Source organism: Halorubrum sp. ASP1 (genome assembly GCF_005435135.1).
Taxonomy (GTDB): domain Archaea; phylum Halobacteriota; class Halobacteria; order Halobacteriales; family Haloferacaceae; genus Halorubrum; species Halorubrum tropicale.
Window position 1 is genome coordinate 41,431 of the sequence record NZ_SGUA01000005.1, and the last position, 22,486, is coordinate 63,916.

The 22,486-nt window shown below is 67.7% G+C and carries 27 protein-coding genes and 1 tRNA gene; 17 read left to right on the top strand and 11 right to left on the bottom strand.

Annotation, left to right across the window (positions count from 1 at the left end):
- Nucleotides 1-26 precede the first annotated feature (26 nt).
- The 4 genes from EXE48_RS08745 to EXE48_RS08760 are packed head-to-tail and all read left to right on the top strand — an operon-like array spanning nt 27 to nt 3,567.
- Complete coding sequence (locus tag EXE48_RS08745) at nt 27-518, top strand: DUF8063 family protein (RefSeq protein WP_241991972.1); 492 nt, start codon at nt 27-29, stop codon at nt 516-518.
- On the top strand, nt 515-1,357 hold the full coding sequence (locus EXE48_RS08750; protein ID WP_137711234.1) for a DUF8125 domain-containing protein: 843 nt from the start codon (nt 515-517) through the stop codon (nt 1,355-1,357). The genes EXE48_RS08745 and EXE48_RS08750 overlap by 4 nt, the downstream gene beginning before the upstream one ends.
- Nucleotides 1,350-2,306, top strand: coding sequence for a hypothetical protein (locus tag EXE48_RS08755; protein ID WP_137711235.1), 957 nt, complete (start codon nt 1,350-1,352; stop codon nt 2,304-2,306). Before EXE48_RS08750 ends, EXE48_RS08755 begins: the two co-directional genes overlap by 8 nt.
- Entirely contained in the window at nt 2,287-3,567 is a 1,281-nt protein-coding gene (locus EXE48_RS08760; protein WP_137711236.1) for a hypothetical protein, read from the top strand. Before EXE48_RS08755 ends, EXE48_RS08760 begins: the two co-directional genes overlap by 20 nt.
- 1 nt (nt 3,568) lies before the next feature.
- Here the strand turns inward: EXE48_RS08760 and EXE48_RS08765 are convergent, their stop codons facing one another.
- The 5 genes from EXE48_RS08765 to EXE48_RS08785 form a co-directional block, all read right to left on the bottom strand.
- Nucleotides 3,569-3,931: a nucleotide pyrophosphohydrolase gene (locus tag EXE48_RS08765; protein ID WP_137711237.1), complete on the bottom strand. Its 363-nt coding sequence runs from the start codon at nt 3,929-3,931 to the stop codon at nt 3,569-3,571.
- Nucleotides 3,932-4,040: 109 nt separating this feature from the next.
- Nucleotides 4,041-4,526 carry a hypothetical protein gene (locus tag EXE48_RS08770; RefSeq protein WP_137711238.1) on the bottom strand — a complete coding sequence of 162 codons (486 nt, stop codon included), beginning with the start codon at nt 4,524-4,526 and terminating at the stop codon, nt 4,041-4,043.
- 168 nt (nt 4,527-4,694) lie between these two features.
- Nucleotides 4,695-5,612, bottom strand: a complete 918-nt coding sequence (locus EXE48_RS08775) for a hypothetical protein (protein WP_137711239.1) — start codon at nt 5,610-5,612, stop codon at nt 4,695-4,697.
- Nucleotide 5,613: 1 nt separating this feature from the next.
- Nucleotides 5,614-5,901 (bottom strand): winged helix-turn-helix domain-containing protein, encoded by a 288-nt coding sequence (locus EXE48_RS08780; RefSeq protein WP_514111746.1) that lies wholly within the window; start codon nt 5,899-5,901, stop codon nt 5,614-5,616.
- Nucleotides 5,902-6,213, bottom strand: a complete 312-nt coding sequence (locus EXE48_RS08785) for a winged helix-turn-helix domain-containing protein (RefSeq protein ID WP_137711241.1) — start codon at nt 6,211-6,213, stop codon at nt 5,902-5,904.
- Between the two features lie 97 nt (nt 6,214-6,310).
- On the opposite strand from EXE48_RS08785, the gene EXE48_RS08790 reads away from it, so the two are divergent.
- The 4 genes from EXE48_RS08790 (at nt 6,311) to EXE48_RS08805 (ending at nt 9,319) form a co-directional block, all read left to right on the top strand.
- Nucleotides 6,311-6,508, top strand: a complete 198-nt coding sequence (locus EXE48_RS08790; protein WP_137711242.1) for a YbdD/YjiX family protein — start codon at nt 6,311-6,313, stop codon at nt 6,506-6,508.
- Nucleotides 6,505-7,578 carry a tyrosine-type recombinase/integrase gene (locus tag EXE48_RS08795; RefSeq protein WP_137711243.1) on the top strand — a complete coding sequence of 358 codons (1,074 nt, stop codon included), beginning with the start codon at nt 6,505-6,507 and terminating at the stop codon, nt 7,576-7,578. Before EXE48_RS08790 ends, EXE48_RS08795 begins: the two co-directional genes overlap by 4 nt.
- A 160-nt stretch (nt 7,579-7,738) precedes the next feature.
- Nucleotides 7,739-8,512, top strand: a complete 774-nt coding sequence (locus EXE48_RS08800; protein WP_053772732.1) for a DUF429 domain-containing protein — start codon at nt 7,739-7,741, stop codon at nt 8,510-8,512.
- 105 nt (nt 8,513-8,617) lie between these two features.
- Nucleotides 8,618-9,319: a TVP38/TMEM64 family protein gene (locus EXE48_RS08805; protein ID WP_053772733.1), complete on the top strand. Its 702-nt coding sequence runs from the start codon at nt 8,618-8,620 to the stop codon at nt 9,317-9,319.
- Between the two features lie 51 nt (nt 9,320-9,370).
- Here the strand turns inward: EXE48_RS08805 and EXE48_RS08810 are convergent, their stop codons facing one another.
- Both EXE48_RS08810 and EXE48_RS08815 read right to left on the bottom strand, forming a co-directional pair.
- Complete coding sequence (locus EXE48_RS08810; RefSeq protein WP_053772734.1) at nt 9,371-9,793, bottom strand: GtrA family protein; 423 nt, start codon at nt 9,791-9,793, stop codon at nt 9,371-9,373.
- Nucleotides 9,790-11,313 (bottom strand): sulfatase family protein, encoded by a 1,524-nt coding sequence (locus tag EXE48_RS08815; protein WP_137711244.1) that lies wholly within the window; start codon nt 11,311-11,313, stop codon nt 9,790-9,792. Before EXE48_RS08815 ends, EXE48_RS08810 begins: the two co-directional genes overlap by 4 nt.
- A 158-nt stretch (nt 11,314-11,471) precedes the next feature.
- On the opposite strand from EXE48_RS08815, the gene EXE48_RS08820 reads away from it, so the two are divergent.
- The gene (locus EXE48_RS08820) at nt 11,472-12,428 is read left to right on the top strand and encodes an alpha/beta fold hydrolase (RefSeq protein WP_137711245.1); all 957 of its coding nucleotides are present in this window, start codon (nt 11,472-11,474) and stop codon (nt 12,426-12,428) included.
- A gap of 126 nt (nt 12,429-12,554) precedes the next feature.
- Nucleotides 12,555-12,830, top strand: a complete 276-nt coding sequence (locus EXE48_RS08825) for a DUF7553 family protein (protein ID WP_137711246.1) — start codon at nt 12,555-12,557, stop codon at nt 12,828-12,830.
- A 34-nt stretch (nt 12,831-12,864) separates the two neighbouring features.
- On the opposite strand, the gene EXE48_RS08830 is transcribed toward EXE48_RS08825, so the two are convergent.
- Complete coding sequence (locus EXE48_RS08830) at nt 12,865-13,392, bottom strand: hypothetical protein (protein WP_053772738.1); 528 nt, start codon at nt 13,390-13,392, stop codon at nt 12,865-12,867.
- A gap of 83 nt (nt 13,393-13,475) precedes the next feature.
- On the opposite strand from EXE48_RS08830, the gene EXE48_RS08835 reads away from it, so the two are divergent.
- A tRNA-Val gene (locus EXE48_RS08835) sits at nt 13,476-13,550 on the top strand.
- A gap of 180 nt (nt 13,551-13,730) precedes the next feature.
- Here the strand turns inward: EXE48_RS08835 and EXE48_RS08840 are convergent.
- A complete protein-coding gene (locus tag EXE48_RS08840; protein WP_053772739.1) occupies nt 13,731-14,159 on the bottom strand; it encodes a desampylase in 429 nt (142 codons plus the stop codon).
- Nucleotides 14,160-14,242: 83 nt separating this feature from the next.
- Nucleotides 14,243-14,983 (bottom strand): competence/damage-inducible protein A, encoded by a 741-nt coding sequence (locus EXE48_RS08845; protein ID WP_053772740.1) that lies wholly within the window; start codon nt 14,981-14,983, stop codon nt 14,243-14,245.
- Nucleotides 14,984-15,072: 89 nt separating this feature from the next.
- Between EXE48_RS08845 and EXE48_RS08850 the strand changes: the two genes are divergently transcribed.
- Both EXE48_RS08850 and EXE48_RS08855 read left to right on the top strand, forming a co-directional pair.
- The gene (locus EXE48_RS08850) at nt 15,073-17,532 is read left to right on the top strand and encodes a penicillin acylase family protein (protein WP_137711247.1); all 2,460 of its coding nucleotides are present in this window, start codon (nt 15,073-15,075) and stop codon (nt 17,530-17,532) included.
- Nucleotides 17,529-17,867: a hypothetical protein gene (locus EXE48_RS08855; RefSeq protein WP_137704447.1), complete on the top strand. Its 339-nt coding sequence runs from the start codon at nt 17,529-17,531 to the stop codon at nt 17,865-17,867. The genes EXE48_RS08850 and EXE48_RS08855 overlap by 4 nt, the downstream gene beginning before the upstream one ends.
- A 20-nt stretch (nt 17,868-17,887) precedes the next feature.
- On the opposite strand, the gene EXE48_RS08860 is transcribed toward EXE48_RS08855, so the two are convergent.
- Nucleotides 17,888-18,253, bottom strand: a complete 366-nt coding sequence (locus EXE48_RS08860; RefSeq protein WP_137711248.1) for a cupin domain-containing protein — start codon at nt 18,251-18,253, stop codon at nt 17,888-17,890.
- Between the two features lie 174 nt (nt 18,254-18,427).
- Between EXE48_RS08860 and EXE48_RS08865 the strand changes: the two genes are divergently transcribed.
- The 4 genes from EXE48_RS08865 (at nt 18,428) to EXE48_RS08880 (ending at nt 22,466) form a co-directional block, all read left to right on the top strand.
- Entirely contained in the window at nt 18,428-19,285 is an 858-nt protein-coding gene (locus EXE48_RS08865) for a DUF7260 family protein (RefSeq protein ID WP_053772743.1), read from the top strand.
- 80 nt (nt 19,286-19,365) lie between these two features.
- The gene (locus tag EXE48_RS08870; protein WP_137711249.1) at nt 19,366-20,397 is read left to right on the top strand and encodes a ring-cleaving dioxygenase; all 1,032 of its coding nucleotides are present in this window, start codon (nt 19,366-19,368) and stop codon (nt 20,395-20,397) included.
- A 90-nt stretch (nt 20,398-20,487) separates the two neighbouring features.
- Nucleotides 20,488-21,348, top strand: a complete 861-nt coding sequence (locus EXE48_RS08875; protein ID WP_137711250.1) for a TatD family hydrolase — start codon at nt 20,488-20,490, stop codon at nt 21,346-21,348.
- Nucleotides 21,345-22,466: an SDR family oxidoreductase gene (locus EXE48_RS08880; protein WP_137704451.1), complete on the top strand. Its 1,122-nt coding sequence runs from the start codon at nt 21,345-21,347 to the stop codon at nt 22,464-22,466. The genes EXE48_RS08875 and EXE48_RS08880 overlap by 4 nt, the downstream gene beginning before the upstream one ends.
- The last annotated feature ends 20 nt before the right edge of the window (nt 22,467-22,486 follow it).

Below are 22,486 nucleotides of genomic sequence, written 5' to 3' on the forward strand. Positions count from 1 at the left end.
TGTTCCCTCGATTTTTACTCGTCGTCGTGGTAGTAGTCGCGTCTCTGTCCGGCGCTGTCGCCGCACAGGACACCCCGAACGCGACGGCTGAGAACTCGACGGAGACCTGCGGCGAGTACGTCACCGAGTACATCTCGCTCTGCTCGGCTGACTACGACGGCTCCGCCGCGGTGATCGTCCTTGACGCCGACCGGCGCGAGCGCATCACAGTTACCGAGGCCGTCGCCCTGACCGAACCGCGAGAACTGAACCGTCGCTCGTTCGTCGTCGACGGGCGCACGACGATCCGCTTCGCGGTCGACCCCGACAACGGCGCCGCTGGCGTCACAATCGACGACGGAACCACGCTCTACGGCGTCCCGCTTGAAACCTCGTCGACGATCGTCGGCGGGCCGTTCACCGCGAGCGATACGCAAGCCGCCGGGGTCGGCGGCGCGCTCGGTGTTGCGCTTACCACCCTGTACCTCGTTGCTCGGCGCGTCTACGGCAAATCGGAAGAGGCAGAGAGGATAGCATGAAAGCCACGAACCCCGCCACGGAAGATGAACAGCCCGCGCACCTCGACCTGCTCGATTGGCTCCGGGCACGCGCTCCCCAGCTCGTCGTGCTTTCCATCGCCGCCGCGATCGTCGCGATGGTCGCCGGGTTCGACATTTCTATTTCGCGCTTCTGGTACATCGCCGGTGTCACCGCGTTGCTCGTGACTCCGCTCGGTTGGATGACCGGATCGAAGGTCGTCAGCTGGCTCTACAATCCTTCGTTCGTCTGGTTGATCGACCTCGACGCCCGCGTGCTGGAGGGTGGTATCTACCGACTCCCGCCTGACGACTTCCGCGAGATGGACGTTCTCGACGACGACGAGTTCGTGAACTCAACGTACGACCTCACGCAGCTGTCTCCGAACCTCTACGTCGGGAAACAAGTCGACCTCGAAGACATGACCGTCGTCGGCACCTGGCGCGGGACGCTCGACGATCGGGAGCTGACCCGCGCGCTTCGCGCCGTCCACGAATGTCGAGGCCAGCTCCAAGACGACGCGCAGCGAGGATTCATCCTCGAAAGCTCCGCGTTCGTCGTGGTCCGCCGTGCGACCCGGAACACGGTCGAACGTATCGTTGAGCTGTTCGAGGACGGTTCCCTGCCCGATTCGGGGGAAGGGATCGAGCGCGCAGTTGACCAGGAGCTGAAAGACTTCGGCCTCGACGACGCCTCGGACTCGGACCTCTCCGACCTCGTCGACGACAACGCGATCGACGAGATGGACCACAAGTCGGGATTCGACTTCTCGACTCCGGAGGAACCCGACACCGACCGAAACGGACACGCTGAATCTGCCGAGGTGCGTGCCGATGGGTAACTCCGACGAAGGGATGCTGACCGCGGCCAAACTCGCGGAACAACTCTCCGGTCGCATCGATACTCATCGGGACCTCGACCCCCGAGCGGGAGCGATCGACCCGGACGACGTGTCGGCGTCGGTGTTCCTCAACGACCTCGACCCGGAGCTTGTCCAGGGCTCGCAGCTGCTCGACCTCGTCGACCGGACCCAGCAGTCGCGGAAGGCGTCCGAAGCGATTCGCTCGGGCAACTCCCTGATGCTCTCGCATCTGGTCGGCGTCACCGAGCAGGACCTCGACGGCTCCGCGCTGCGGCTCCCGCTGCGGCTCGACGACGTGATGACCAATAACGACGCGACGGCGTTCATCGGCGGCGCCGGCAACCCGAACACGGGGAAGACGAACCTGATGGCGCTGCTGGCGGAACTCCGCTCGGCGACCGTCGACGACCTCCTCGTCATCTCAAACTCGCGGACGTGGCCCCGGACCGACCTCGTGGCCACCAGCGCGCACGATCTCGCGGTCACCTGTATCGAGCATCGCGACCGGCCGAAGTTCGTGTTCATCGACGAAGGATCGACACACTTCGACGCGCGGACCAACTCCTACGAGGTCGCGGCGCAGTTCTCTCCGCTGGCGAAGCGGATGGCGAAGATCAACGTCGACGTCTTCGGAACCGTATTCCACACGGGGAAGGACTGCCACCCTGAGCTAAAGCGGCTGTTCACGACTGCTTACTTCAAACACTCGAAGAAGGAGGTCGATTTCTTCGCCGACTGGCCCGCTGATGCCGACAAGCCGACGAACCAACTGTTCGGCGGGACCGTCGAAAACCTCGAACCCGCGACCGCAGAACCCGATCCGGACGACGCCGCTCCGTGGAACTGGAACCTCGAACCGGACTTGTTCTCGCTCGACCTCGGCTGGTCCGATCTCCTCACCGAGTTACGTGAAGGTGGTCCGGCCTAGGAGAATTTCATTGGTCAACCCATTTCAACAACATGTCTTTTTATTAGAACCTGTTGTAGTTAGGATGATGAAATCTGATCTGTTGAATGCTCCCGTCTACAAGTTCTCCGGCCGAATCGAACACTGGGTTACGACGTTTCACCGCGGTTTCTGGGGCCTTCCCGATGGAGAGCGAGGTAAGTGGGAAAGCATCTCGGCAGGCGACGTGTTCCTCTTCCACGGTACCAAGCCCGAGTATATCAACGACAGCGACGCTGGCGGCGGTGTGATCGGCGTCGGCGTCGTCGGCGGGTTCGACACCAAAGACGAGGCGGTCTGGCTGGAGGAACTCCAGGGCGGTCGAGACTACCCGTTCCTGATCTACTTCAAGGAGATGTACTGGTTCGGTGACAGCGACGCCGTCGAGAGCGTTCCGGTCTCCGAGAAGGAGGAAGCCCAGATCATCGACGAGTCTCACGCCCTCTCCGAGAACATCCTCACGTTCGGAGAGATGCGCGAAGACGCCGGCTACTCGTTCAACCCGATGGGCGTAATGTCCGAGGTGAAGGAGATCCAGAAGCTCAGACCGCTCCTTGAGGGCCGCCTGCGAGGCGTGGACGTCGACGAGCGCGACACGCCCTCCGCGGCGCACGCCTCCAAGACCGACGGCCAGTTCGTGACGAGTTCGCCCACGTCGACCGGCAGCGGCGGATTCGGCTCGGGCTCACGCCAACAGCGCAGGAGCAGCTCCGGTACGGGCTCGAACGGGAGCAGCAGCGGGGGCTCCTCCAGCGGCTCCCGTCGCGACCGGAGCGGTGCCGACGATGTCGAGGTGACCGGCGACGAGACAGAGATTAGCTTCGTCCGGGACACCGCCGATACCCAGCAGAAGAATCAGGAACACGAGCACATCCTCGACGTGGTTGAGGAGACGCTCGGGGACAGCGGGTTCACCGTCGAAGAGACCGAGTACAGCGACCTGATCGCCACTCGCGACGACATCCACCTGCTCGCAGAGGCGAAGTACATCGACGAGGGCAACGAACGCGACCAGATCCGATACGCGATCGGCCAGCTCGCGGAGTACCGCTACCGCGACTTTCGCCTCGGCGACTTCGACGACGACCCGCTTCGGTTCCTAGTCCTGTCCCAGCGTCCCACCGACGGCTACGCTCGGTTCCTGAAAGACCTCCAGAGCGACGGAATATACACCGTGTGGGTCGATGATGAGACCATCAAAGGCCTGAGTGAGTCCGTGTCGGTCTTCAGCGACCTGCTCTAGCTCAGTCGCGCTGCCAATCGCTGAGGTCCTCGGTGATCTCTGCGACCGTCTCCTCGTCGAAGCGTTCCTCGTTGTCCTCCATCTTCTCCGCGACGGCCTCGGGGAGGTCGATGTCGAACTGCTCCGCCATCGCTATCGAGTAGATCACCACGTCGGCGACCTCCTCTTTGACGCGAGCCCGTACTTCCGGGTCGGAGCGGACCTCTTCGGAGGGGTGATTGTCGTGCCAGAGAAAGATTTCGAGCAACTCGTTCGCCTCGACGCTGATCGCTTCAGCGAGGTTCTTTGGCGTGTGAAACTGATCCCAATCACGATCGGCAACGAACTGGTTATAACGCTCCATCAGGTCTCCGAAAGATGCCATCACTGAGGATCTCACCCCCGAGGCTATTCAAATTTCTAGAAACTGAAGACCATTACGATGGTTTATTCGCAGGAAAATCTATTCTCGTCAGAACGCTCCTTCTAGCTGCTCAGGCTTTCATTTCGTGGCCCCGTACGGCGTGACCGATCTCATCCAGACCTGCCTCTTTTGAATAAAACTCGTACGTCTTGTTCGGTGTGAACACCTTCAGACTGGATCGGCGCATAAATAGCCCCTGAATCCACGTTCCGAACCCACTAAGAACGAATATTCCGACAAACAACCATCCCAGTTCTCCGGGAACCATCGCCCCAAGTTCCAGGAAGAACCGTACAAACCATACTACAATTCCGAGCAGGATACCAATGAGACCGTATCCGAGATACCGCATCGGATACCCCTCATCTCTGTATTTGATTGAGTTCACTCCCTTCAACGAGATGTCGGTAACATCGTTTCCGTTGATGTATACCAATCTATACGGTGTACAGGCGAGTGTTCCTTCGCTCGAATCGACAAACGAGTCTGGATCGTCGAACGCTCCGATCTTTGCTGTCACCTCCTCCTTGTCAATCAGGTAATCGTTCAGTTTCACATATACCGCTCAAATACATGGAAAATAAAGCTACCTCATAGTTGAAGCAAAGTGATAATCACAGCGAAACACGGTGATCCACCCACCGACTCACCCACCCATGTCAGTGGGCGGGAGCCTGCGCGGCCCCTCCTTGTGGGGGGTCGCGCAGGCTCTTATCCTCAAATATTACTTCCACTCGATTTGTTCTGCGGCAAATCTCATAGCATCAATATAGTTTTCGTCACGGTAATATCGCTTCAAAATTGGTTTGAGTACATCGGTATCAACGTCTGAGATATACATCCCGAAATATACTAAGAAAGATAGAAACTGAACTACCCCCACATTGGCGATGCCTTTTTGATAGGAAAGGGCTACATCCATTTTCTCCAGAGAACCAAACTTTTCGTCGCCCGAGTAGCAAAGATATTCAATGATAATTATTCTGTAGGTAATTGAGACAGCAATTAGAACTAGACCAATTTCTATTCCGAGGCTAAGCGGGATCCCCCGAATAGTAGTTCCTAATGGTTGAATTGAGAGAGCCTGCGTGATGATTAGGAGAATTCCTATTGAGAGCGACAAAGTATATTCGCCAAATGATAGCTTGTTTTTGCCTGATTCTTTTACTCGAACAAACTCATCTCGATACTCGTCCTCCTTCTCTAATTTGGCCTCAACATCGTCAACATCAACGATGATGTCAACCATCATCTCCCTAGCTGAGATGATATTAGAGAGTAGTCCCAAGTTGAATTCCAGATTCTTGATATGCTGAACGCCCGTTTCTGCGGCTCGTCCGATATACTTAATGGGGGTAGTTACAACTGTGATTGACCCCTGAATAATACCGACTACCGTCACTACTAAGAATTTGAGGAGGGACTTTCCAATTAAATATCCAATGTTCAGGAACAGCGTCCAAAAGAAAGCAACCAGCCAGACAGCTAATTTGACACTCTTGATGAGAAGAACAATCGGCAGAGCGATTAGTAGACCAATTGCTACAATGAAGCTTGACAAGTAGTCTGGTTTGACTGTTCCAATTAATACGCCTATCGCGATAATAAGTACGAACGCACCTAGAACAGTCTCAATGAGCATTTTATGACCAGACGGGCAGGTGGCCTGCGTCTAGATCCCCCCTTAGATACGCAAGCCCCCATCTCGTGATTTCATACATTTCACCATCTTCCACTATTGGAATGATCAGCTCGCGGCTGACCAGTTGTTCACACCGCTGTTCAATATACTCCGCGTCAACGTTCAATTGGCTAAACTCTAGTTCTGCTGCCATAGTCGAAGGAGAGGCCCATGATTCCTCGGAAAGGTGTTCGAGAATCCTTTCATCAACAGGATACATCCACTGACCCATCCGACGCATCTTACACATCTAAGCCTCGTCCTGAGTCTCACCAGCGCCTTCACTCGTCGATACCTCCGCGTTCCCGTTCTCTGCCGCATTGTACTCCCCCTTGAGATACGCCTCTCCCTCGTCGGTCAGCGTGTACATCCCGTTCCCAACCGCGTACAGTAGTCCGTGGTTCGCGAGCTTCCTGCTCCGCTGGCCTACGTACTGAGAGCTGTACGGAATCCGGGGATGCTCCGCGATCTCGGAGACGGACAGGTAATCCTCATCTGACTCGACGAACAGCTCTAGAATCCGCTCGTCGAGGAGAACCATCCATTTCCCGGATTTTCGCATACCCGCTATCGAGGGCGCGACATTATATAATCCGAGATAAGAAACGTTCGCTACAGGGACAAACTATATTTTGGTAGCCTCAGAATAGCAGGTCGTGATGAGAGATAATCCCCGACTGATCGCGGCGACCGAAACCCGCGATCTCTCCAGTTGCGAGGTGTGCGGAGCCTCCATCGAGCCCGATCCGCCGGACGGGTTCACCAGGTACGCGCGACAGGTGGCCGGTTACCTCGACCACTTCGCCGAGGCGCACCCGGATCATCCGATCCTCGACGCACCGGAGGGCTACCTGTGAGCCGCGACCGCTCGCGCGACCCGGGCGACCTCCATCCTCGGGAGGCGGTCACCCGCTACCTCCGTCGGCGGCGCTCCGACTCGACCGACGCCAGCGTCAAATCGTGGAAGTACCGGCTGAAGCTGTTCGTCGAGTGGTGCCAAGGGATCGGCGTCGAACGGATCGGCGACCTCCGCGGCTACGACCTCGACGAGTATTACGAGCTGCGCAGCGGCGCCGTCGCACCGGCGACCCTCGAAGGAGAGATGTGGACGCTCCAGAAGTTCACCGAGTACCTGGAACAGATCGGCGCCGTCGACGACCTCTCCGATTCGGTGCGGGTTCCCGACATCGACGCGTCCGAACGCGCGAACTCAGAGAGCCTATCGACCGAGGCGGCGCTCTCGCTGCTCAACTACTACCGGGACTCCGACGTTCACCGGGCGACCCGGCAACACACCTTCCTCGAACTCGCGTGGCACACCGGCGCCCGGCAGGGTGGTCTCCGTGCGCTCGACGTTCACGACGTGTACCCCGAAGAGGGGTACGTCGAGTTTCATCACCGGCCGGAGACGGGGACTCCGCTCAAGAACAAACAGCACGGGGAACGTGCGGTCGCGGTCCCTGATGAGACCGCGATCGTTCTACGCGAGTTCCTCGGGAACCGCTACGACGTTCGCGACGAACACGATCGGCAGCCCTACCTCGCGAGCCGATACGGGCGCCCGACCGAGAACACGATACGCACCTGGTCGTACGTCGCGACCCTCCCGTGTCTTCACTCGGACTGCCCGCACGGAAAGCAGCGGACCAGCTGTGATTTCACCGAGTTCAAGCACGCGAGCAAGTGCCCGTCGTCCCGGTCCCCGCACCGGATTCGAACGGGCGCGGTGACGTGGATGCTGAACGCGGGGATTCCGCCCGAGGTCGTCGCGCAGCGCGTCAACGCTTCGGTCCAGACCATCCGCGATCACTACGATTGGGCGACCGAGTCCCAGCGGTGGTCGCGCTACCACGACCAGATGAACAGCCGTCGCGATCACCTCCAGAAACTCAACTTCGACGATGAACTTGATTTCAGCACCCAGTAAGATGAATCGAGAAATAGACACTACCGAGCGGGCCGCTCAAAGCCCTAAGTCGCCGTCGTGCCGGCCCACTTCTCCCGCATCCGTTCGCCTCGGTGAGCGACGGCCGTCGGTTTCCGACGCACCGAACCGATTGAGTGTCCAGAGCCGGAACCGATCGGTAATGCCAACCGACACCGTCGCGGGCGTCGACTGGGCGGGCGGCGCGTGGCTCGCGGTCGTGATCGACGGGGACGGCGAGCCGGACGCGCGCCTCGAACGCGACCTCGAAGCGCTGTGGGCGGACGGCGTCGATCGGATCCTGGTCGACGTGCCGATCGGGCTCCCGGACGACGCGGAGACGCTGGCGGCCCGAGAGGCCGTCGACGCGGCCGCGCGGTCGGCCAGCGGCCGACCGAGCAGCGTTTTCCCCGTCCCCTCTCGGGGCGCGTGTGAGGCGGCGGCGGACGGGGGCGACTACGAGACCGTAAGCGAGCGGAACCGACGAGACCTCGACAAGGGACTGAGCCGGCAGTCGTACCACATCGCGCCGGCGGTCGGGGAGGTCGACGCGTTCCTTCGAGAGGACGAGGCGGCGCGCGAGGCGGTAATGGAGGCGCACCCGGAGGTGTGCTTCCGCGGGCTCGCCGGGCGGCCACTCGACCACTCGAAGACCGGTGCGCCGGGCGTCGGCGAGCGGCTGGACGCGCTCGCCGACCACTTCGGCGAGCCGGGCGCCGCGCTCGGGGAGATCTGTCGGGGGCTGGCCGACGACGCGCCCGACCTCGCGGAGGCCGCGGACGCGACCGTCGACGACGCGATCGACGCGCTCGCGCTCGCCGCCGTCGCGCGCCGGCCGGCCGACGAACTCCGATTCCTGCCGGGCGACCCCGACTACCGCGACGCCGAGGGGATCCCGATGCGGATGGCGTACTGGAGCGCGGAGCCGCTGGCGTGAGGCGCGGCCGGGATCGGGGCCCGCCGACGTACCCAGGGGAGACGAGCGAGATCCGATTCAGACGTTGGTAAGGTTCAAGTCCCTCTGTCGCCCGCTACGACACGAATGAAACTCTTCTCCTCGCGGGCGGACCGCCGGCGGGGGATCGCGGCCGCGGTCGGCGTCGCGGTCCTCGCGGTCGGGCTCTACGTCCTCGTGAGCCGCTACGCGGGCTTCCTCACCAACGCCGAGGCCCTCCGGACGTGGCTCGATCAGTTCGGCGTCTTCGCCCCTATCGTGTTCATCGGCCTCCAGGCCCTCCAGGTCGTCGTCGCCCCGATTCCGGGACAGGTCGTCGCCCTCGTCGCGGGCTTCCTCTTCGGCTCGCTCTGGGGAACCGTGTACAGCCTCACCGGCGTGCTCATCGGCAGCGCGGTCGCCTTCTCGCTCTCGAAGCGGTACGGGCGCTCCTTCGTCGAGAACGTCATCCACGAGGACGTGATCGAGCGGTTCGACGGGTTCGTCGACACCGTCGGCGTCCCCGGGCTGTTCGCGTTCGTCATCATCCCCGGCCTCCCGGACGACGCCATCTGCTTCCTGAGCGGCCTCACCAAGTGGTCGCTGCCGACGTTCATGGGCGTCATCGCCGTGGGGCGGCTCCCGGCGTACGTGCTGACGGTGTACGCCGGCGGGGAGCTCGCCAGCGGGCGGTTCCTCTCGGCGATGGCGCTGGTCGGGCTGGTCGTCGCCGCGTCAGCGGTCGGCTACTACAAGCAGGAAGCGGTCCGGGACCTCGTCGAACGGGTCGAGCCGCGGCTGCCGTTCTGAGGCGCGCGGCGCGTTGCGGGCCGGGCAATCCGGCGGTGGTCGACTCCGGGGCTACCCCCACGTCCACTGCGCGTCGAGCACGAAGCGGTAGAGGCCGCTGATGATGATCGCGACCACGTTCGCGACGAGATACATCACGCCGCCCCACTCGACGAGCGCGGCGAGGACGCCCAGCTGGATCGGGATGGCGGTGCCGCGGACCAGGTTCGTCTTCAGCAGTCCGGTGAGGTACTCGGAGACGCCCGTGTTGCGGCTCGCGCGGAACGTCCACGCGTTGTTGAGGACGTACGAGCAGACGATCGTGATCTCGATGGCGACGGCCGCGCCGACGAGGTAGTTCAGTCCCGCGGTGTCGACGAACAGCCAGAGCAGTGCTAACTGGAGCGCGGCGGTGAGCGCGCCGACGACGACGAACCGGCGCATCTGGACCGCGATCGGTCCGCTCGCGAGGTCGCGCAGGACCGCTCTGATCATTTGTACCCGAGCGCTTCGAGGCGGGCTTCGAGGTCCTCGTCGACCTCCCCCTCGTCCTCGCCGCGCTCGGCGGCCGCCGCGGCCGCCGCCGCACCGCGCTCGCGGAGCAGTTCCGCGTGGGCGTCGACGACGGGCGCGAACCGATCGATGACCGCCTGCGCCTCCGCGTCGGGGTCGACCGCGAGGTTCGTCTGCTGGGTCGGGTCGGAGGGGCGGTGGTACAGCTCTCGCCCGCCGGCGTCGACGTTCTCGATGTACGTCCAGTCCTCGTCGCGTGCGCTGACGAACAGGTCGCCGTCGGACAGCGACCGGGGGATCGGCTGCTGGGTCACGTCCCCGCCGCGAACGGTCACCGAGACGACCGGGTCGGCCGCCGACTCCTCGTCTGTCTCCGGGGGCGTCCCGTCGCCGCGCAGCGCCGGGAGGAGCGACTCGCCGTGCCAGTCGTCGGGCGCGTCGACGCCGAGGAGGTCGGCCACGGTGGGCGGGATGGCGTCCAGCCCGACCCGGCCGTCGACGCGCCCGCCGTCGAGCCCGGGGACGTCGGCCACGAACGGGACGCGGATCAGCTCGTCGTACAGCTTCGGGTAGTGCGCGAGGTGGCCGTGTTCCTGGAATTCCTCGCCGTGGTCGCCGGCGAGCAGGACCGCCGTGTCGTCGCGGACGCCGCCCGCGTCGAGCGCGTCGAGCAGCCGGCCGACGCTGGCGTCGACCTGTCGCACCGTCGCCTGATACAGGGTCCGCAGCTCCGTGAGGGTTCGTTCGTCGACTTCGAGGCCGAGGCTCGTCCGGGCGTGCGCGTGGAGCATCTGGTGGGTGCCGACGATGCCGTCCGACACCTCGCGGATGTACCGCGGCGCGGGCACGTACGGGGTGTGGGTGTCCATGTAGTGGACCCACAGGAAGAACGGTTCCTCGGTGTCGTCGACGAACGCGGTCGCGGCGTCCTCGACGTCGAACATGCGCGAGGCGTCGAGGAACGGGCGGTCGTCGCTGTCGCCGCGGAGCTTCGAGCCGAGGCGGCGGATCGGCGAGGTGGCGAGCTGGATCCACGCCTCGACGGTCGGGTGCGCGGCGAGGTACCGGCTGTAGACGCTGGAGCCGACGCTCGTGACGAACGGCTCGAACTCGTCGAACCCGTCGGGGTACCCCCAGTGCTCGGTGAGGAACCCGTTGGCGGCGTTGAAGCCGCCGGTCGCGACCCCGGCCTCGGAGACCGCCTCCGCGAGCGTCACCGACTCGTCGACGCCGATGTCGCCCGTCCGCGCGAACACCGGCTCCGAGGCGAGGATGGCGGGGAACGAGAACGGCGTCCAGTTGCCGGTCGCGAACGCGCGGTCGAACACCGTCCCCCGGTCGGCGAGGTCGTCGATCACCGGCGAGCGGCGCTCGGCGTCGTACGGGGAGACGGCGTCCGCGCGAAGCGAGTCCACCGTGACCAAGACGACGTTGGAGACGGGCGCGTCGTCGGACGACGCGTCCGCGTCCGCGGCTGAAGGGGTCGACGAGTCAGATGTCATAGGGTACGGTGCGAATCCCCGGAGAACGCGCACACCGCGGCGGACTTCGGGATCCGCGAATATACCTGGAACGGCGATAGCCAGCGGCTTGAGGATTTCGATCCCGGGCATCTCCCGTCGAGCGTACCTATTTCCCGGTGCCGGCACACCGTGTCGACATGGACGAGACGCCAACCGGCCGGCCGGTCGACGACGGGGCGTTGCCGGAGTCGGTCCCAGACGACGAGATTCCCGAGTCGGTTCCGGGCCGATCCCGCGCGGTCGAGACGAACGGCGTGCCGCTCCACGTCGTCGAGGCCGGTCCCGAGGACGGGAAGCTGCTGGTCCTGCTCCACGGCTTCCCCGAGTTCTGGTACGGCTGGCACGACGCGATCGCGTCGCTCGCGAACGCGGGCTACCGCGTCGTCGTCCCCGACCAACGCGGCTACAACTGCTCCGAGAAGCCCTCGGCCGTGCGCGACTACCGGATCGACGAACTCGCGCGCGACGTGGTCGGGCTGATCGACGCGTACGATCGGGAGACGGCGGCCGTCGCGGGACACGACTGGGGCGCTGCGGTGGCGTGGTGGCTCGCGCTCCACCACGAGGACCGCGTCTCGGAGCTGGTCGCCGTCAACGTCCCGCACCCGAGCGTCTTCGAGCGCGCGCTCCGCACCTCGTGGGACCAGCGGCTCAAGAGCTGGTACGTGCTCGCGTTCCAGTTCCCCAGGTTGCCCGAAGCGATCGCCAGCGCCGGGAACTGGCGGCTCGCGGCGAACGCGTTACGCGACACGAGCGCGCCGGGCACCTTCACCGACGAAGACCTGCGGCGCTATCGCCGCGCGTGGGACCGCGACGGCGCCTTCGAGGCGATGGTGAACTGGTACCGCGCGATCGTCCGCGACCGCCCCGAGCCGGCGACGACGGAGGTGACGGTACCGACGCTGGTCGTCTGGGGCGCACAGGACCGGTTCCTCGCGCGCCGACTGGCTCACGAGAGCGTCGAGCGCTGCGCCGACGGCCGGCTGCTTGTGATCGACGAGGCGAGCCACTGGGTCGTCCACGAACACCCCCACCGCGTCGCCGAGGCGATCGCGGACCACGCGGACCCGCTGCCGCCGGGCGCCCGAGAGTAATCCCTCGGCGCGGTCTCGGCGTTCCCGAGTTGGGCTCGGCGTTCGGATCGGGCGGCGCGCCGCGACGAATATTGTCCTCGGTGCGCCGCCACAAAGGTTATATCTGCCCTTCACCAAGGGACAGATATGAGCAAGCACTTCGAAGACGCACGGTACTACCTCGGTCGAGCGGCGGACCACGCGAAGGCGGGCGTGAAAGAGGAGTTAGCGCCCGTCGAGGAACGGGTGAAAGAACTCGTGGGCCAGGGGGACGACGAGGAGCCGGAGCCCTCGCGGCTGGACAAGCTCCAAGCGGACCTGAAGGAGCTCGAAGAGCGCGCCGAGGGCGAGGCCCGCGAGGCGGTCGCGTCCGCTCGGAAGCGCGTCGCGGAGTACCGCGGCAAGGACACCGCCGCGGAGTAACGGCGCTCCGTTCGGCGCGATCGCGTACGCCGAGTTACTTCAGTGGTGGGCCGGCCGTCGCGGCCGCGTCGCCGCCGATTCGCTGTTCGGCGGGCAGCACCGCGTACTCGATATCGGCCGCCTCGAACAGCGACCGCACCCGTCGGATCCCCTCCTCGGCGTCGACGTCCGTCGCGCGGTAGTGGCGGATCGGGTGCCGGATCCACGACGGCTCCCAGTGAGCGTACACGTCGGTCGTCGAACGGTCGGCCCCGGCGTACAGCGCGAGGTGAAGCTGGTCGTCGCTTTCGAGCGGCCCCTCCGGGTACCGGACCCAACTGGCCACGGTCGTCTGCGGGGGCGTCTCGTAGTCGCGGTACTTGAGCGAGGAGACGAGGTTCCGAACGAACCCGAGCCGGTGGAGCCGCGCCTCGACGACCGGGTACGGCTCGCGGAGCGTAAGCGCGTACTGCTCTCGTGGCGTCTCTCGCTCGGCGTAGAGGCCGACGAGCGACAGCGGCGCGTGGAGGAGACTCGCGACGCTCTGGCGGAGCCGTTCGAGGAAGCGGAGTTCGTGAGTCACGACGAGGGATCCGGGCGGCCGCGAAATGAAGCTTCGGCGTAAAGTAACTCTTAAGTCCGGACGTCGGATACCTCGGAGTGAGCGGGTTGGTGGTCTAGCCAGGTTATGACGGCTCCTTCACACGGAGCAGGCCGGCGGTTCGAATCCGCCCCAACCCATACATTTCCCTGCCGTTCGTGAAGGAAGTGTCGAAAGTCACACGCGCACGTGTCGTCCGTCTCGCAACCGAGAGCACCGGCGCAAAAAGTCACCACCCGGGCCGACCAGAACCGCGCCACAACTCCGCGAGCCCACCGAGTCGGTCGCCAAAGCCCAGATTTCGGCCACCGGGCGGGCCTTTACCGCTCGCTCCGGACCGTCACCGTCTCCTGTTCGAACTCGTCCGCGCCGTCGCGCCAGCGCCACGAGCCGACGAACGGGTAGCCGTCGAGCGCGCAGATGACGTACGAGTGGTCGGGCCACGTCGCCCGCGCGGCGTCCGTCTCGCTCGGGTGCGTCGGGCCGGTGGGGTGGGAGTGGTAGAAGCCGACCACGTCGCGGCCCGCCGCCTCGACGGTCTCGATCAGGTCGAGCTGCGCTTCGGGGTCGATCCGGTAGCGGATCTCGGGCGTGTCCGCGACGTTCTCGGCCGGATGGGTCTCCGTGACCACGCTGGGGTCCCCGTCCGTCCCGCGGTCGCCGGCGAGGACGCCGCAGACCTCGGCCTCGCCGCCCTCGTAGGCCCGGTACACGATGTCGTCGTACGCCGCCCGCGTGAGTTCGATCATACCGGATGAAGGCCCGACGCCGGCATAAGTCCGATCGGACCAGCGGGGGAGAGGCCCGAACCGGTCCGCGGGCGACACCGTGCTCACCAGTCCCTGGACACCGGCGTCTCGCTCGCGTCGACGCGCTCCAGCAGCCACGCCGCGGCCGCGTCGAGCGCGTCGTCGTCGGTCCCGGTCACCTTGAGCCGGTTGTGGTCGGCCTCGCGGTCCGGGTAGCAGCCGACGGCGACATCGAACCGCTCAGTCGACTCCTCCAGGGCGTCGACGATGTTCGACTCCGGCTCGACGGTGTAGAGGAACCGCGAGCGCCGGTCGCCCGCGAACTCGTCGGCGACGGTCTCGAACGTCGCCTTCAGCTCGTCCGGGATCCCGGGCATGACGTAGACGTTCTCGACGACGCAGCCCGGCGCGAGCCCGGCCTCGGTCACCAGCGGGCGGCTCCCCGCTGGGACCGACGCCTCGGCCGCGACGTCGACGTCGAACTCGCGGTCGGGGACGCGCTCGCGGATCGCGGCCAGCCGCCGCTCGACCGACTCGCGCGTGAGGTCAGTCGGGGCCATCTCGCGGTCGAACGCGTCCGCGACCGCCTCCATAGTCACGTCGTCCGGGGTGCTGCCGATCCCGCCGGTGACGATCACGGCGTCGAAGTCGCCCGCGTACTCGCTGACCCGGTCAGCGATCTCGGCCCTGTCGTCGGGGATCGAGAGGATCCGCGACACGGCGACGCCGCGCTCGCTCAGCTCCGCGGCGAGCCAGTTCGCGTTGGTGTTCACCGTGTCGCCCGAGAGCAGTTCGTCCCCGACCGTGATCAGCGCGACCTCCATCGGACCGGCGTACGAGCGGCCGACGGATGTGCGTTTCCCGCCGCGGACAGACCCGAATAATAATGAGGGACCGCGGCCTCGGTCGGGAGGTGACACGCGACACCACACGCCGTGCGGTCCTCGCGAGCGTCCTCGCGGCCGGCAGCGCCGGACTGGCGGCGAGCGACGCGGCCGACCTCCTCGACTCGTTCGCCCCGCTGTCGGGCGGGGCGTGGGACGCAGCCGATCGGTCGCTCCCCGAGACGGTCGAGAGCCCGCACGGGGCGGCGAGCGTCTCGCGCGACGAGTTCGGCGTCCCGCAGGTCGAGGCCGACGCGGAGCCCGCGGCGTACTTCGCGGTGGGCTACTGCCAGGCGTTCGACCGCCTGTTCGCGATGGACCTCCAGCGCCGGGTGATGCGCGGCCGCCTCTCGGAGGTGATCGGCGAGGCGACGCTCGACAGCGACGAGTTCAACGTCGCGATGGGCTTCGCCGACGCCGCCGCGGCCACCTGGGACGCGGTCGCCGAGACGCGCGCCGGCCCGCTCGTCGAGGCGTTCGCCGACGGCGTCAACGCCGCGATGGAGGACCTCCCGCTCCCGCTGGAGTTCGTGCTGGTCGGCTACGAGCCCGAGCCGTGGACCCCGGTCGACTCGATGCTGATGGAGAAGCAGATATCGTGGACGCTCACGGGCAGCTTCTCGGAGCTGCGCCGCGCGCTCGTCGCCGACCGCCTCGGCGCGGAGCGCGCGGCGACCCTGTTCCCGACGCGGTACGACCACGACGACCCGATCCTCGACGGGACCGAGACGCGGCTCGACGGGGCGCGGGAGTCCGCGCTGGCCGACGCGGGCGAGCGGGGGGAGCGGACTTCGAACGACCGGGAGCGAGCTTCGAACGGTCGGGAGCGCGGCTCGGTCGACCCCGTCGACCCGGCCCTAACCGACTGGCTCTCCGGGTTCGAGTCGCCGACCGGCGTCGGCTCGAACAGCTGGGTCGTCTCGGGCGAGCACACCGCGAGCGGGACGCCGACCGTCGCGTACGACCCGCACCTCTCGCTTCAGGCGCCGCCGCTATGGTACGAGCAGTCGGTCGACACCCCCGAACGCTCGGTGCGGGGCGCGACGTTCTCGGGCGTGCCGTTCGTCATCGCGGGCGTGAACGACCGCGGGACGTGGTCGTTCACGAACCTCGGCGCCGACGTGCTCGACTGCTACCGCTACGAGATCGACGAGGCGGGCGACCGCTACCGGTACGACGGCGAGTGGCGCCCGTTCGAGGTCGACGAGCGCGAGACGATCCCGGTCGCCGGCGGCGAGGACCGGGAGCTTCGCGTCCGCCGCACCGTCCACGGCCCGCTGATCGAGCGCGAGGGGCGGACGGTCGGCGTCGCGTGGACCGGCCACACGGCGACGCGCACCACGACCGCCATCGAGGCGTACGGGCGCAGCGGGGGGATAGACGACCTGATCGACGCGACGCGCGACTTCGACCTGCCGACGCAGAACCTCGTGTACGCGGACGCCGACGGCCGGACGCTCTACTTCGCGACCGGACGGCTGCCGATCCGCCGGACGGACGGCGAGGTCGTCGACGGCGACCGGGTCTTCGACGGCTCCGCGGGCGAGGGCGAGTGGGAGGGGTTCGAGCCGTTCGGCGAGTCCTCGTGGGAGGGGTTCGTCCCCTTCGAGGAGAAGCCGCACGCGATCGACCCCGACGCGCTCTCGACGGCGAACCAGCGGCCGATCGACGACCCGATCCACTACGTCGGCGTCGACTACGCGACCCCGTACCGCGGCGCGCGCATCGCCGACCGGTTGGACGCGCGGACGGCTGACGGGGGGACGACCGACCCCGAGTTCCACCGCGGGCTCCAGAGCGACGTGCGCGACGGGCGCGCGCCGGAACTCGTCCCGGAACTGGTCGCCGCCGTGCGCGACCGGTCCGACCCAGGCCCGGCGCTCGTCGACGCGGCCGACGCCCTCGACGAGTGGGACTACCGGATGGCGCGCGACGCCCGCGGCGCGCTGCTCTTCGCCCGCTACCTGCCGGCGTTCCGCGAGCGCGTCTTCGGCCCCGCGTTCGGCGAGGCCGACCTCGACGACTCCTACTACCCGAGCGACTGGACGCTCGCGCGGCTCCCCGACGACGACCCGCTGTTCGACGGGCGCTCGCGGGCCGACCTCGCGGTCGCGGCCCTCGGCGACGCGCTCGCCGAGGTCGACGAGGCCGGGTGGGAGCGGTACGGCGACTACAACACCACGCGGGCGATGACCCACCCGCTCGGCGGCGAGGCGCCGTTCCTGAACTACGCGGAGCGCCCGGCGGACGGCTCGCCCGCCACCGTGAAGAACTACCGCGTCGAGTCGTCCGTCGGGTCGAGCTGGCGGATGGTGGTGCGCCCGGGGACCAACGCCACCGCGGTCCTCCCGGGCGGGAACTCGGGCGACTACTTCTCAGAGCACTACGACGACCAGCTCCGGCGCTGGCTCGAAAACGACCAGCGCCCGATGCCGCTCGGCGGCGGCGACCCGGTAGTGCGGTTCGAGCCGACGGAGGGGTCGCGATGAGCGACGGGCCGTCGCCGGTAGAGCGCGCCAGGACGGAGCCGCGGGCGCACGCGGTCGCGGTCGTCGCCGCCGTGGCGGTCGGCGTCGCGCTCGCGTCGGTCCACTGGCTCGGGCTGATTGCGGCCGGCGCGCTCGCGTCGCTCGCCGCGCCGACGGTCCGCCGCGGCGTCGCGTACGCGCTCGGGGCGGGCGTCGTCGCCCTCGCCGCGTTCGCGGTCTCGCTCGGCCCGGCGGCCGCGGCGGTGCCGGGGATGCGGCCGATCACCTACGTCGCGGTCGGGGCGGGGCTGGCGCTGCCGCTGTTCGGGTCGCTCGCGCGGGCCGTCGCGACCTGACGCGCTCCGGCGGCCGGCGCTCAGTCCAGCCGCTCTACGTCGGTGACGGTCTCGTCGGTCTCGACGTCGCCCGTGTTGCGCGTCTCGCGCGGCTCGAACAACAGGACCTCGGCCTCGGGCTCGGCGACGGGGCGGTGTTCGGTCCCGCGCGGGACGGCGATGAAGTCGCCGGCTTCCAGCACCGCGTCGTCCGCCTCGCGGAACTCGATCCGGAGCCGGCCGTCGCGGACGACAAAGAGCTCGTCGGCGTCCGCGTGGCTGTGCCAGACGAACTCCCCGTCCGCCTTCACGAGCTTGACCGCCTGTCCGTTGAGCTCGGCCGCGAGCCGCGGCGACCACGTCTCGTCGAACGAGCCGAACGCCTCTGCGAGGGACGCCTTCTCCATACCGGCGGTCGGGGCCGGAGCGGTAAAGTCGCTGTTCACCCCGGTCGCAGCGGCGCCCGCGACCGTCCGGGGCGCGTGGGAGATATATAGCACTCGGTAGCGGTGTAAACCGCTCGGGCGACCGCCGGACCCCTCATATAAGCGTTTACGAGGGGACTGTGCGTGCCGCGACGTATGGCAGCGACCCACGCGGACGAGGGGAGCGATCCGATCCGGGCGGCGCGGGCCGCGCTCCGCGTCGAGCGCCGCCGGACCGTCGACGAGCGGGAGGCCCTCCGCGCGTTCCGCGGCCGCGTCTCGTCGGTCCCGACCGAGGACGGGAACGCGACCGCGGCGGGCCCCGCCGCGATGGATCCGACGCGCGGCGCGGGCGGCGCGATCGGCGGGGCGGCGGGCAGTCCCGACGGCGCCGGCGGCGCGGCGTCGCCCGGGTCGGGCCTCGTCGCGGTCCGAGACGCGTACCGGGCGACGGTGATGTCCGTGCCGCACTACGAGACGGAGTACGACGACACCTACGAGCGGAGCGTCGCGGCCGAGTTCGGCCCCGAGATCGCGTACGCGCTCACCCGGACGGACAGCTTCCACGAGGCGTACAAGCGCTCGCTCCTGAGCGCCATCGAGACCGCGGTCCAGGAGCGCGAGGCGTTCCTCGACGCCTTGGAGTCCGAGATCGAGTCGGTCGAGCGCGCCGGGTCCCGGCTCGACCCCGTCCGCTCGGAGGTCGCGGCCATCGACGACGAGCTCGGCGACGGCGACGCCGCGGCGGCGGCCGCCGGGTTCGGCGCGCTCGACGCCTGCCGGACTCGGATAGAGGCGCTCGTCGAGGACTGCGACCGGATCGCCGCGCGGCGCCAGCGCGTGCTCGCCGACCACGAGCGCCGGCTCGCGATCGGGGACGATATCGACTTCGCGACGTACTGCTATCAGGACCTCGACGCCTCGTATCCGATCCTCGCCGCCGTCGGGACGCTCGGCGACCGACTGGAGCGACTGCGCGACCGGATCGAGCGGGCGATGGCGCGGACGCGGTGAGCCGCCCGTCGGCCGCGGCCGGGACCCGGTAACACCCGTGTCCGCGCCGGTTCAAGTCCCTCCGCGACGTAGTGCGGGACATGACAGACGCCACCGACGACGGCGCCGACCGAGCCGCGGGCGAGGGCCCGACGCCCACGCCGGGGATCCACCACGTGACCTGCGTGGCGGGCGACCCGCAGCGCAACCTCGACTTCTGGGTCGAGACGCTCGGGCTCCGCCTCGTGAAGCGGTCGATCAACCAGGACGACCCCGGCACGTACCACTTCTTCTACGGCGACGCCGTGGGGACGCCCGGCACGAGCGTGACGTTCTTCCCGTGGACGGACCTCCCCGAGGGCGAGGTCGGCTCCGGACAGGTCTCCCGCACCGCGTTCCGGGTCCCCGAGGGGAGCCTCGACTACTGGGAGGAGCGGTTCGACGAGCGCGGCGTCGACTACGACGACCGGGAGGAGCGGTTCGGCGAGACGGTGCTCCCGTTCCGCGACCCCGACGGGCTCCCGGTCGAGCTCGTCGCGGTCGAGGTTCCGGCCGACGACCCGACGACCGCGTGGACCGCGCACGTCCCCGAGTCGGCCGCGATCCGCGGCTTCCACTCGGTGACGCTGTGGATCGACGAGCCGGAGCGCACCCGGCAGCTCCTCCGGACGATGGGGCTTGAGGCGGAGGCGACCGCGACGGACGCGGCGACGGGCGGCGAGCGCACGCGCTTCGCGGCGGGCGGCCCGGTCGGGAAGTACGTCGACGTGGTCGCGGTCGACCGGCGCGGGAGCTCCGGGCGCGGGACGGTCCACCACGTCGCGTTCCAGACCCCGACCGACGACGACCAGGCGGGGATGCGCGACGCGGTCGCATCGATGGGGCTCCGCCCCACGCAACAGATCGACCGGCACTGGTTCCGCTCCGTCTACTTCCGGGAGTTCGCTGGCGTGCTCTTCGAGCTCGCCACCTCGGACCCCGGCTACGCGAGCGACGAGCCGCTGGACGCGCTCGGCGAGCGCCTGGTGCTGCCCGGGCGGTTCGAGGACCGCCGCGACGAGATCGAATCCGGCCTCGTCGACGTGACCGTGCCGCGGGCCGACGGCGAGTTCGCGGCGCACCGCGCCGACTGATCGCGGCCGGCACGGACGTCGAGCGAGACGGACGGCGCGGACGACGCCGCGGACCGATCCTTCTAATCCGTCGCCGCCGAATCCACGCCCATGACCGAGGACCTCGGCACGCCCGTGCTGGACAACCACCTCCACCTCGACCCGCGACACGGCCGCGGGATCGAGGCCGTCGAGGAGTTCGCGCGGCTCGGCGGCACCCACCTGCTCGTCGTGAACAAGCCCTCGTGGCTGCTCGGCGTCGAGCCCGACGAGCCCGACGACTTCCGCGCCGTCTTCGAGGAGACGCTGGAGACCGTCGCGGCCGCGACCGAGGCCCTGCCGGGGCGCGCGTGGCCCGTCCTCGGCGTCCACCCCGGGCTGATCAGCCGGCTCGTCGACGAGCGCGGCTTCTCGCCCGAGGCCGCCCGCGACCTCATGCGCGGCGGACTCGAAGCCGCGAGCGAGTACGTCGCGGACGGCGACGCGCTCGCGCTGAAGTCCGGCCGCCCCCACTACGACGTGACCGACGCGGTGTGGGACGCGTCGAACGCGGTCACCCGCCGGGCGTTCGAGCTGGGCGCCGAGGTCGGCTGCGCGGTCCAGCTCCACACCGAGGCGACCGAGGACCTGACCGACCTCGCGGCGGTCGCCGAGGAGGTCGGACTCGATCCCTCGAAGGTCGTGAAACATTACGCCGCGGGCGAGCTGGCGGGCGTCACGCCCAGCGTGATGAGCGACAAGGAGCGGCTGGAGCGCGCCGCCGAGGCGGGCGAGCCGTTCCTGATGGAGACGGACTTCGTCGACGACCCCGACCGCCCGGGGATGGTGCTCGGCCCGAAGACCGTCCCTCGGCGGGTGCGCTGGCTGCTGGAGGAGGGCCACGAGGGGGCGGTCCGTCGGGCGCACGTCGAGACGCCGCGCGACGTGTACGGGATCGACACCGAGGCGACGCTGGAGCGTGAGGAACCGTGAGCGGGGCGACGGCCTCGCGGCCGCCGGCGGTCCTGTTCACCGGGTTCCCCGGATTCCTCGGCTCGGCGCTGCTCCGGCGCGTGCTCGCCCGCGGCGACGGCCCGGTCGCCTGCCTCGTCCAGCCGCGGTACCGCGACCTCGCGGCGCGGCGCGCCCGCGACATCGTCGCCGAGGTAAAGGACGAGGCCGGCGACGGGGCGGCCGTCCACCTCTACGAGGGCGACATCACGGAGCCGGACCTCGGACTGGGCGCGGCGCTCGACGACCCCGACCTGCTCGGCGGCGTCGACGAGGTGTACCACCTCGCCGCGGTGTACGACTTGAGCGTCGACGCCGACCTCGCGGAGGCGGTGAACGTCCGCGGCACGGAACACGTCCTCGACGCGGCCGAGCGCGTCGGCGTCGACCGCCTCCACTACGTCAGCACCTGCTACGTCAGCGGCCGGTACGACGGGGTGTTCACCGCAGAGGACCTCCGCGAGGGGCAGTCGTTCAACAACCACTACGAGGCGACGAAATACCGCGCCGAGGTCGCGGTGCGGGAGCGGATGGCCGAGGGGCTCCCGGCGACCGTCTACCGCCCGGCGATCGCCGTCGGCGACAGCGAGACGGGCGAGACCGACAAGCTCGACGGGCCCTACAACCTCCTGCGGCTCCTCTTGGCCCAGCCGCGGCGGCTCGCGGTCGCGTTCTCGGTCCCCGGCGCGGCGGACACGGAGCTGAACGTCGTGCCCCGGGATTACGTGGTCGACGCGATCGCCGAACTGAGCGGTCGCCCCGAGACCGTCGGCGAGACGTACCAGCTCTGCGACCCCGACCCGCTCACCGTCCCGGCGTTCGTCGCCGCGATGAGCGACGCCGCCGGGCGCCGGACGGTCACGGTCCCGACGCCGAAGCCCGTCGCGAAGGCGGCCGCGCGGGTGCTCTCGGCCCGGGGCGTCGACGTGGAGCCGGCGACGATCGACTACTTCGACCACCCGACCCGCTACCGCTGCCCGAACGCGACCGACGCGCTGGCGGACACCGACGTCTCCGTCCCGCCGTTCGAGTCGTACGTCGATCGGATCGTCGCGTTCGCGCGGGCGAACCCCGACCTCGGCGACGACCCGATGACGTGAGTCCGGGAGGGGCGACGGAG

Excerpts from the sequence above, each read along its gene's own strand:
- EXE48_RS08750 (WP_137711234.1), top strand. The coding sequence starts at position 515 with ATGAAAGCCACGAACCCCGCCACGGAAGATGAACAGCCCGCGCACCTC.
- EXE48_RS08755 (WP_137711235.1), top strand. The coding sequence starts at position 1,350 with ATGGGTAACTCCGACGAAGGGATGCTGACCGCGGCCAAACTCGCGGAA.
- EXE48_RS08765 (WP_137711237.1), bottom strand. The coding sequence starts at position 3,931 with ATGGCATCTTTCGGAGACCTGATGGAGCGTTATAACCAGTTCGTTGCC.
- EXE48_RS08775 (WP_137711239.1), bottom strand. The coding sequence starts at position 5,612 with ATGCTCATTGAGACTGTTCTAGGTGCGTTCGTACTTATTATCGCGATA.
- EXE48_RS08780 (WP_514111746.1), bottom strand. The coding sequence starts at position 5,901 with ATGTGTAAGATGCGTCGGATGGGTCAGTGGATGTATCCTGTTGATGAA.
- EXE48_RS08785 (WP_137711241.1), bottom strand. The coding sequence starts at position 6,213 with ATGCGAAAATCCGGGAAATGGATGGTTCTCCTCGACGAGCGGATTCTA.
- EXE48_RS08790 (WP_137711242.1), top strand. The coding sequence starts at position 6,311 with ATGAGAGATAATCCCCGACTGATCGCGGCGACCGAAACCCGCGATCTC.
- EXE48_RS08800 (WP_053772732.1), top strand. The coding sequence starts at position 7,739 with ATGCCAACCGACACCGTCGCGGGCGTCGACTGGGCGGGCGGCGCGTGG.
- EXE48_RS08805 (WP_053772733.1), top strand. The coding sequence starts at position 8,618 with ATGAAACTCTTCTCCTCGCGGGCGGACCGCCGGCGGGGGATCGCGGCC.
- EXE48_RS08810 (WP_053772734.1), bottom strand. The coding sequence starts at position 9,793 with ATGATCAGAGCGGTCCTGCGCGACCTCGCGAGCGGACCGATCGCGGTC.
- EXE48_RS08815 (WP_137711244.1), bottom strand. The coding sequence starts at position 11,313 with ATGACATCTGACTCGTCGACCCCTTCAGCCGCGGACGCGGACGCGTCG.
- EXE48_RS08820 (WP_137711245.1), top strand. The coding sequence starts at position 11,472 with ATGGACGAGACGCCAACCGGCCGGCCGGTCGACGACGGGGCGTTGCCG.
- EXE48_RS08825 (WP_137711246.1), top strand. The coding sequence starts at position 12,555 with ATGAGCAAGCACTTCGAAGACGCACGGTACTACCTCGGTCGAGCGGCG.
- EXE48_RS08840 (WP_053772739.1), bottom strand. The coding sequence starts at position 14,159 with ATGATCGAACTCACGCGGGCGGCGTACGACGACATCGTGTACCGGGCC.
- EXE48_RS08845 (WP_053772740.1), bottom strand. The coding sequence starts at position 14,983 with ATGGAGGTCGCGCTGATCACGGTCGGGGACGAACTGCTCTCGGGCGAC.
- EXE48_RS08855 (WP_137704447.1), top strand. The coding sequence starts at position 17,529 with ATGAGCGACGGGCCGTCGCCGGTAGAGCGCGCCAGGACGGAGCCGCGG.
- EXE48_RS08860 (WP_137711248.1), bottom strand. The coding sequence starts at position 18,253 with ATGGAGAAGGCGTCCCTCGCAGAGGCGTTCGGCTCGTTCGACGAGACG.
- EXE48_RS08865 (WP_053772743.1), top strand. The coding sequence starts at position 18,428 with ATGGCAGCGACCCACGCGGACGAGGGGAGCGATCCGATCCGGGCGGCG.
- EXE48_RS08870 (WP_137711249.1), top strand. The coding sequence starts at position 19,366 with ATGACAGACGCCACCGACGACGGCGCCGACCGAGCCGCGGGCGAGGGC.
- EXE48_RS08875 (WP_137711250.1), top strand. The coding sequence starts at position 20,488 with ATGACCGAGGACCTCGGCACGCCCGTGCTGGACAACCACCTCCACCTC.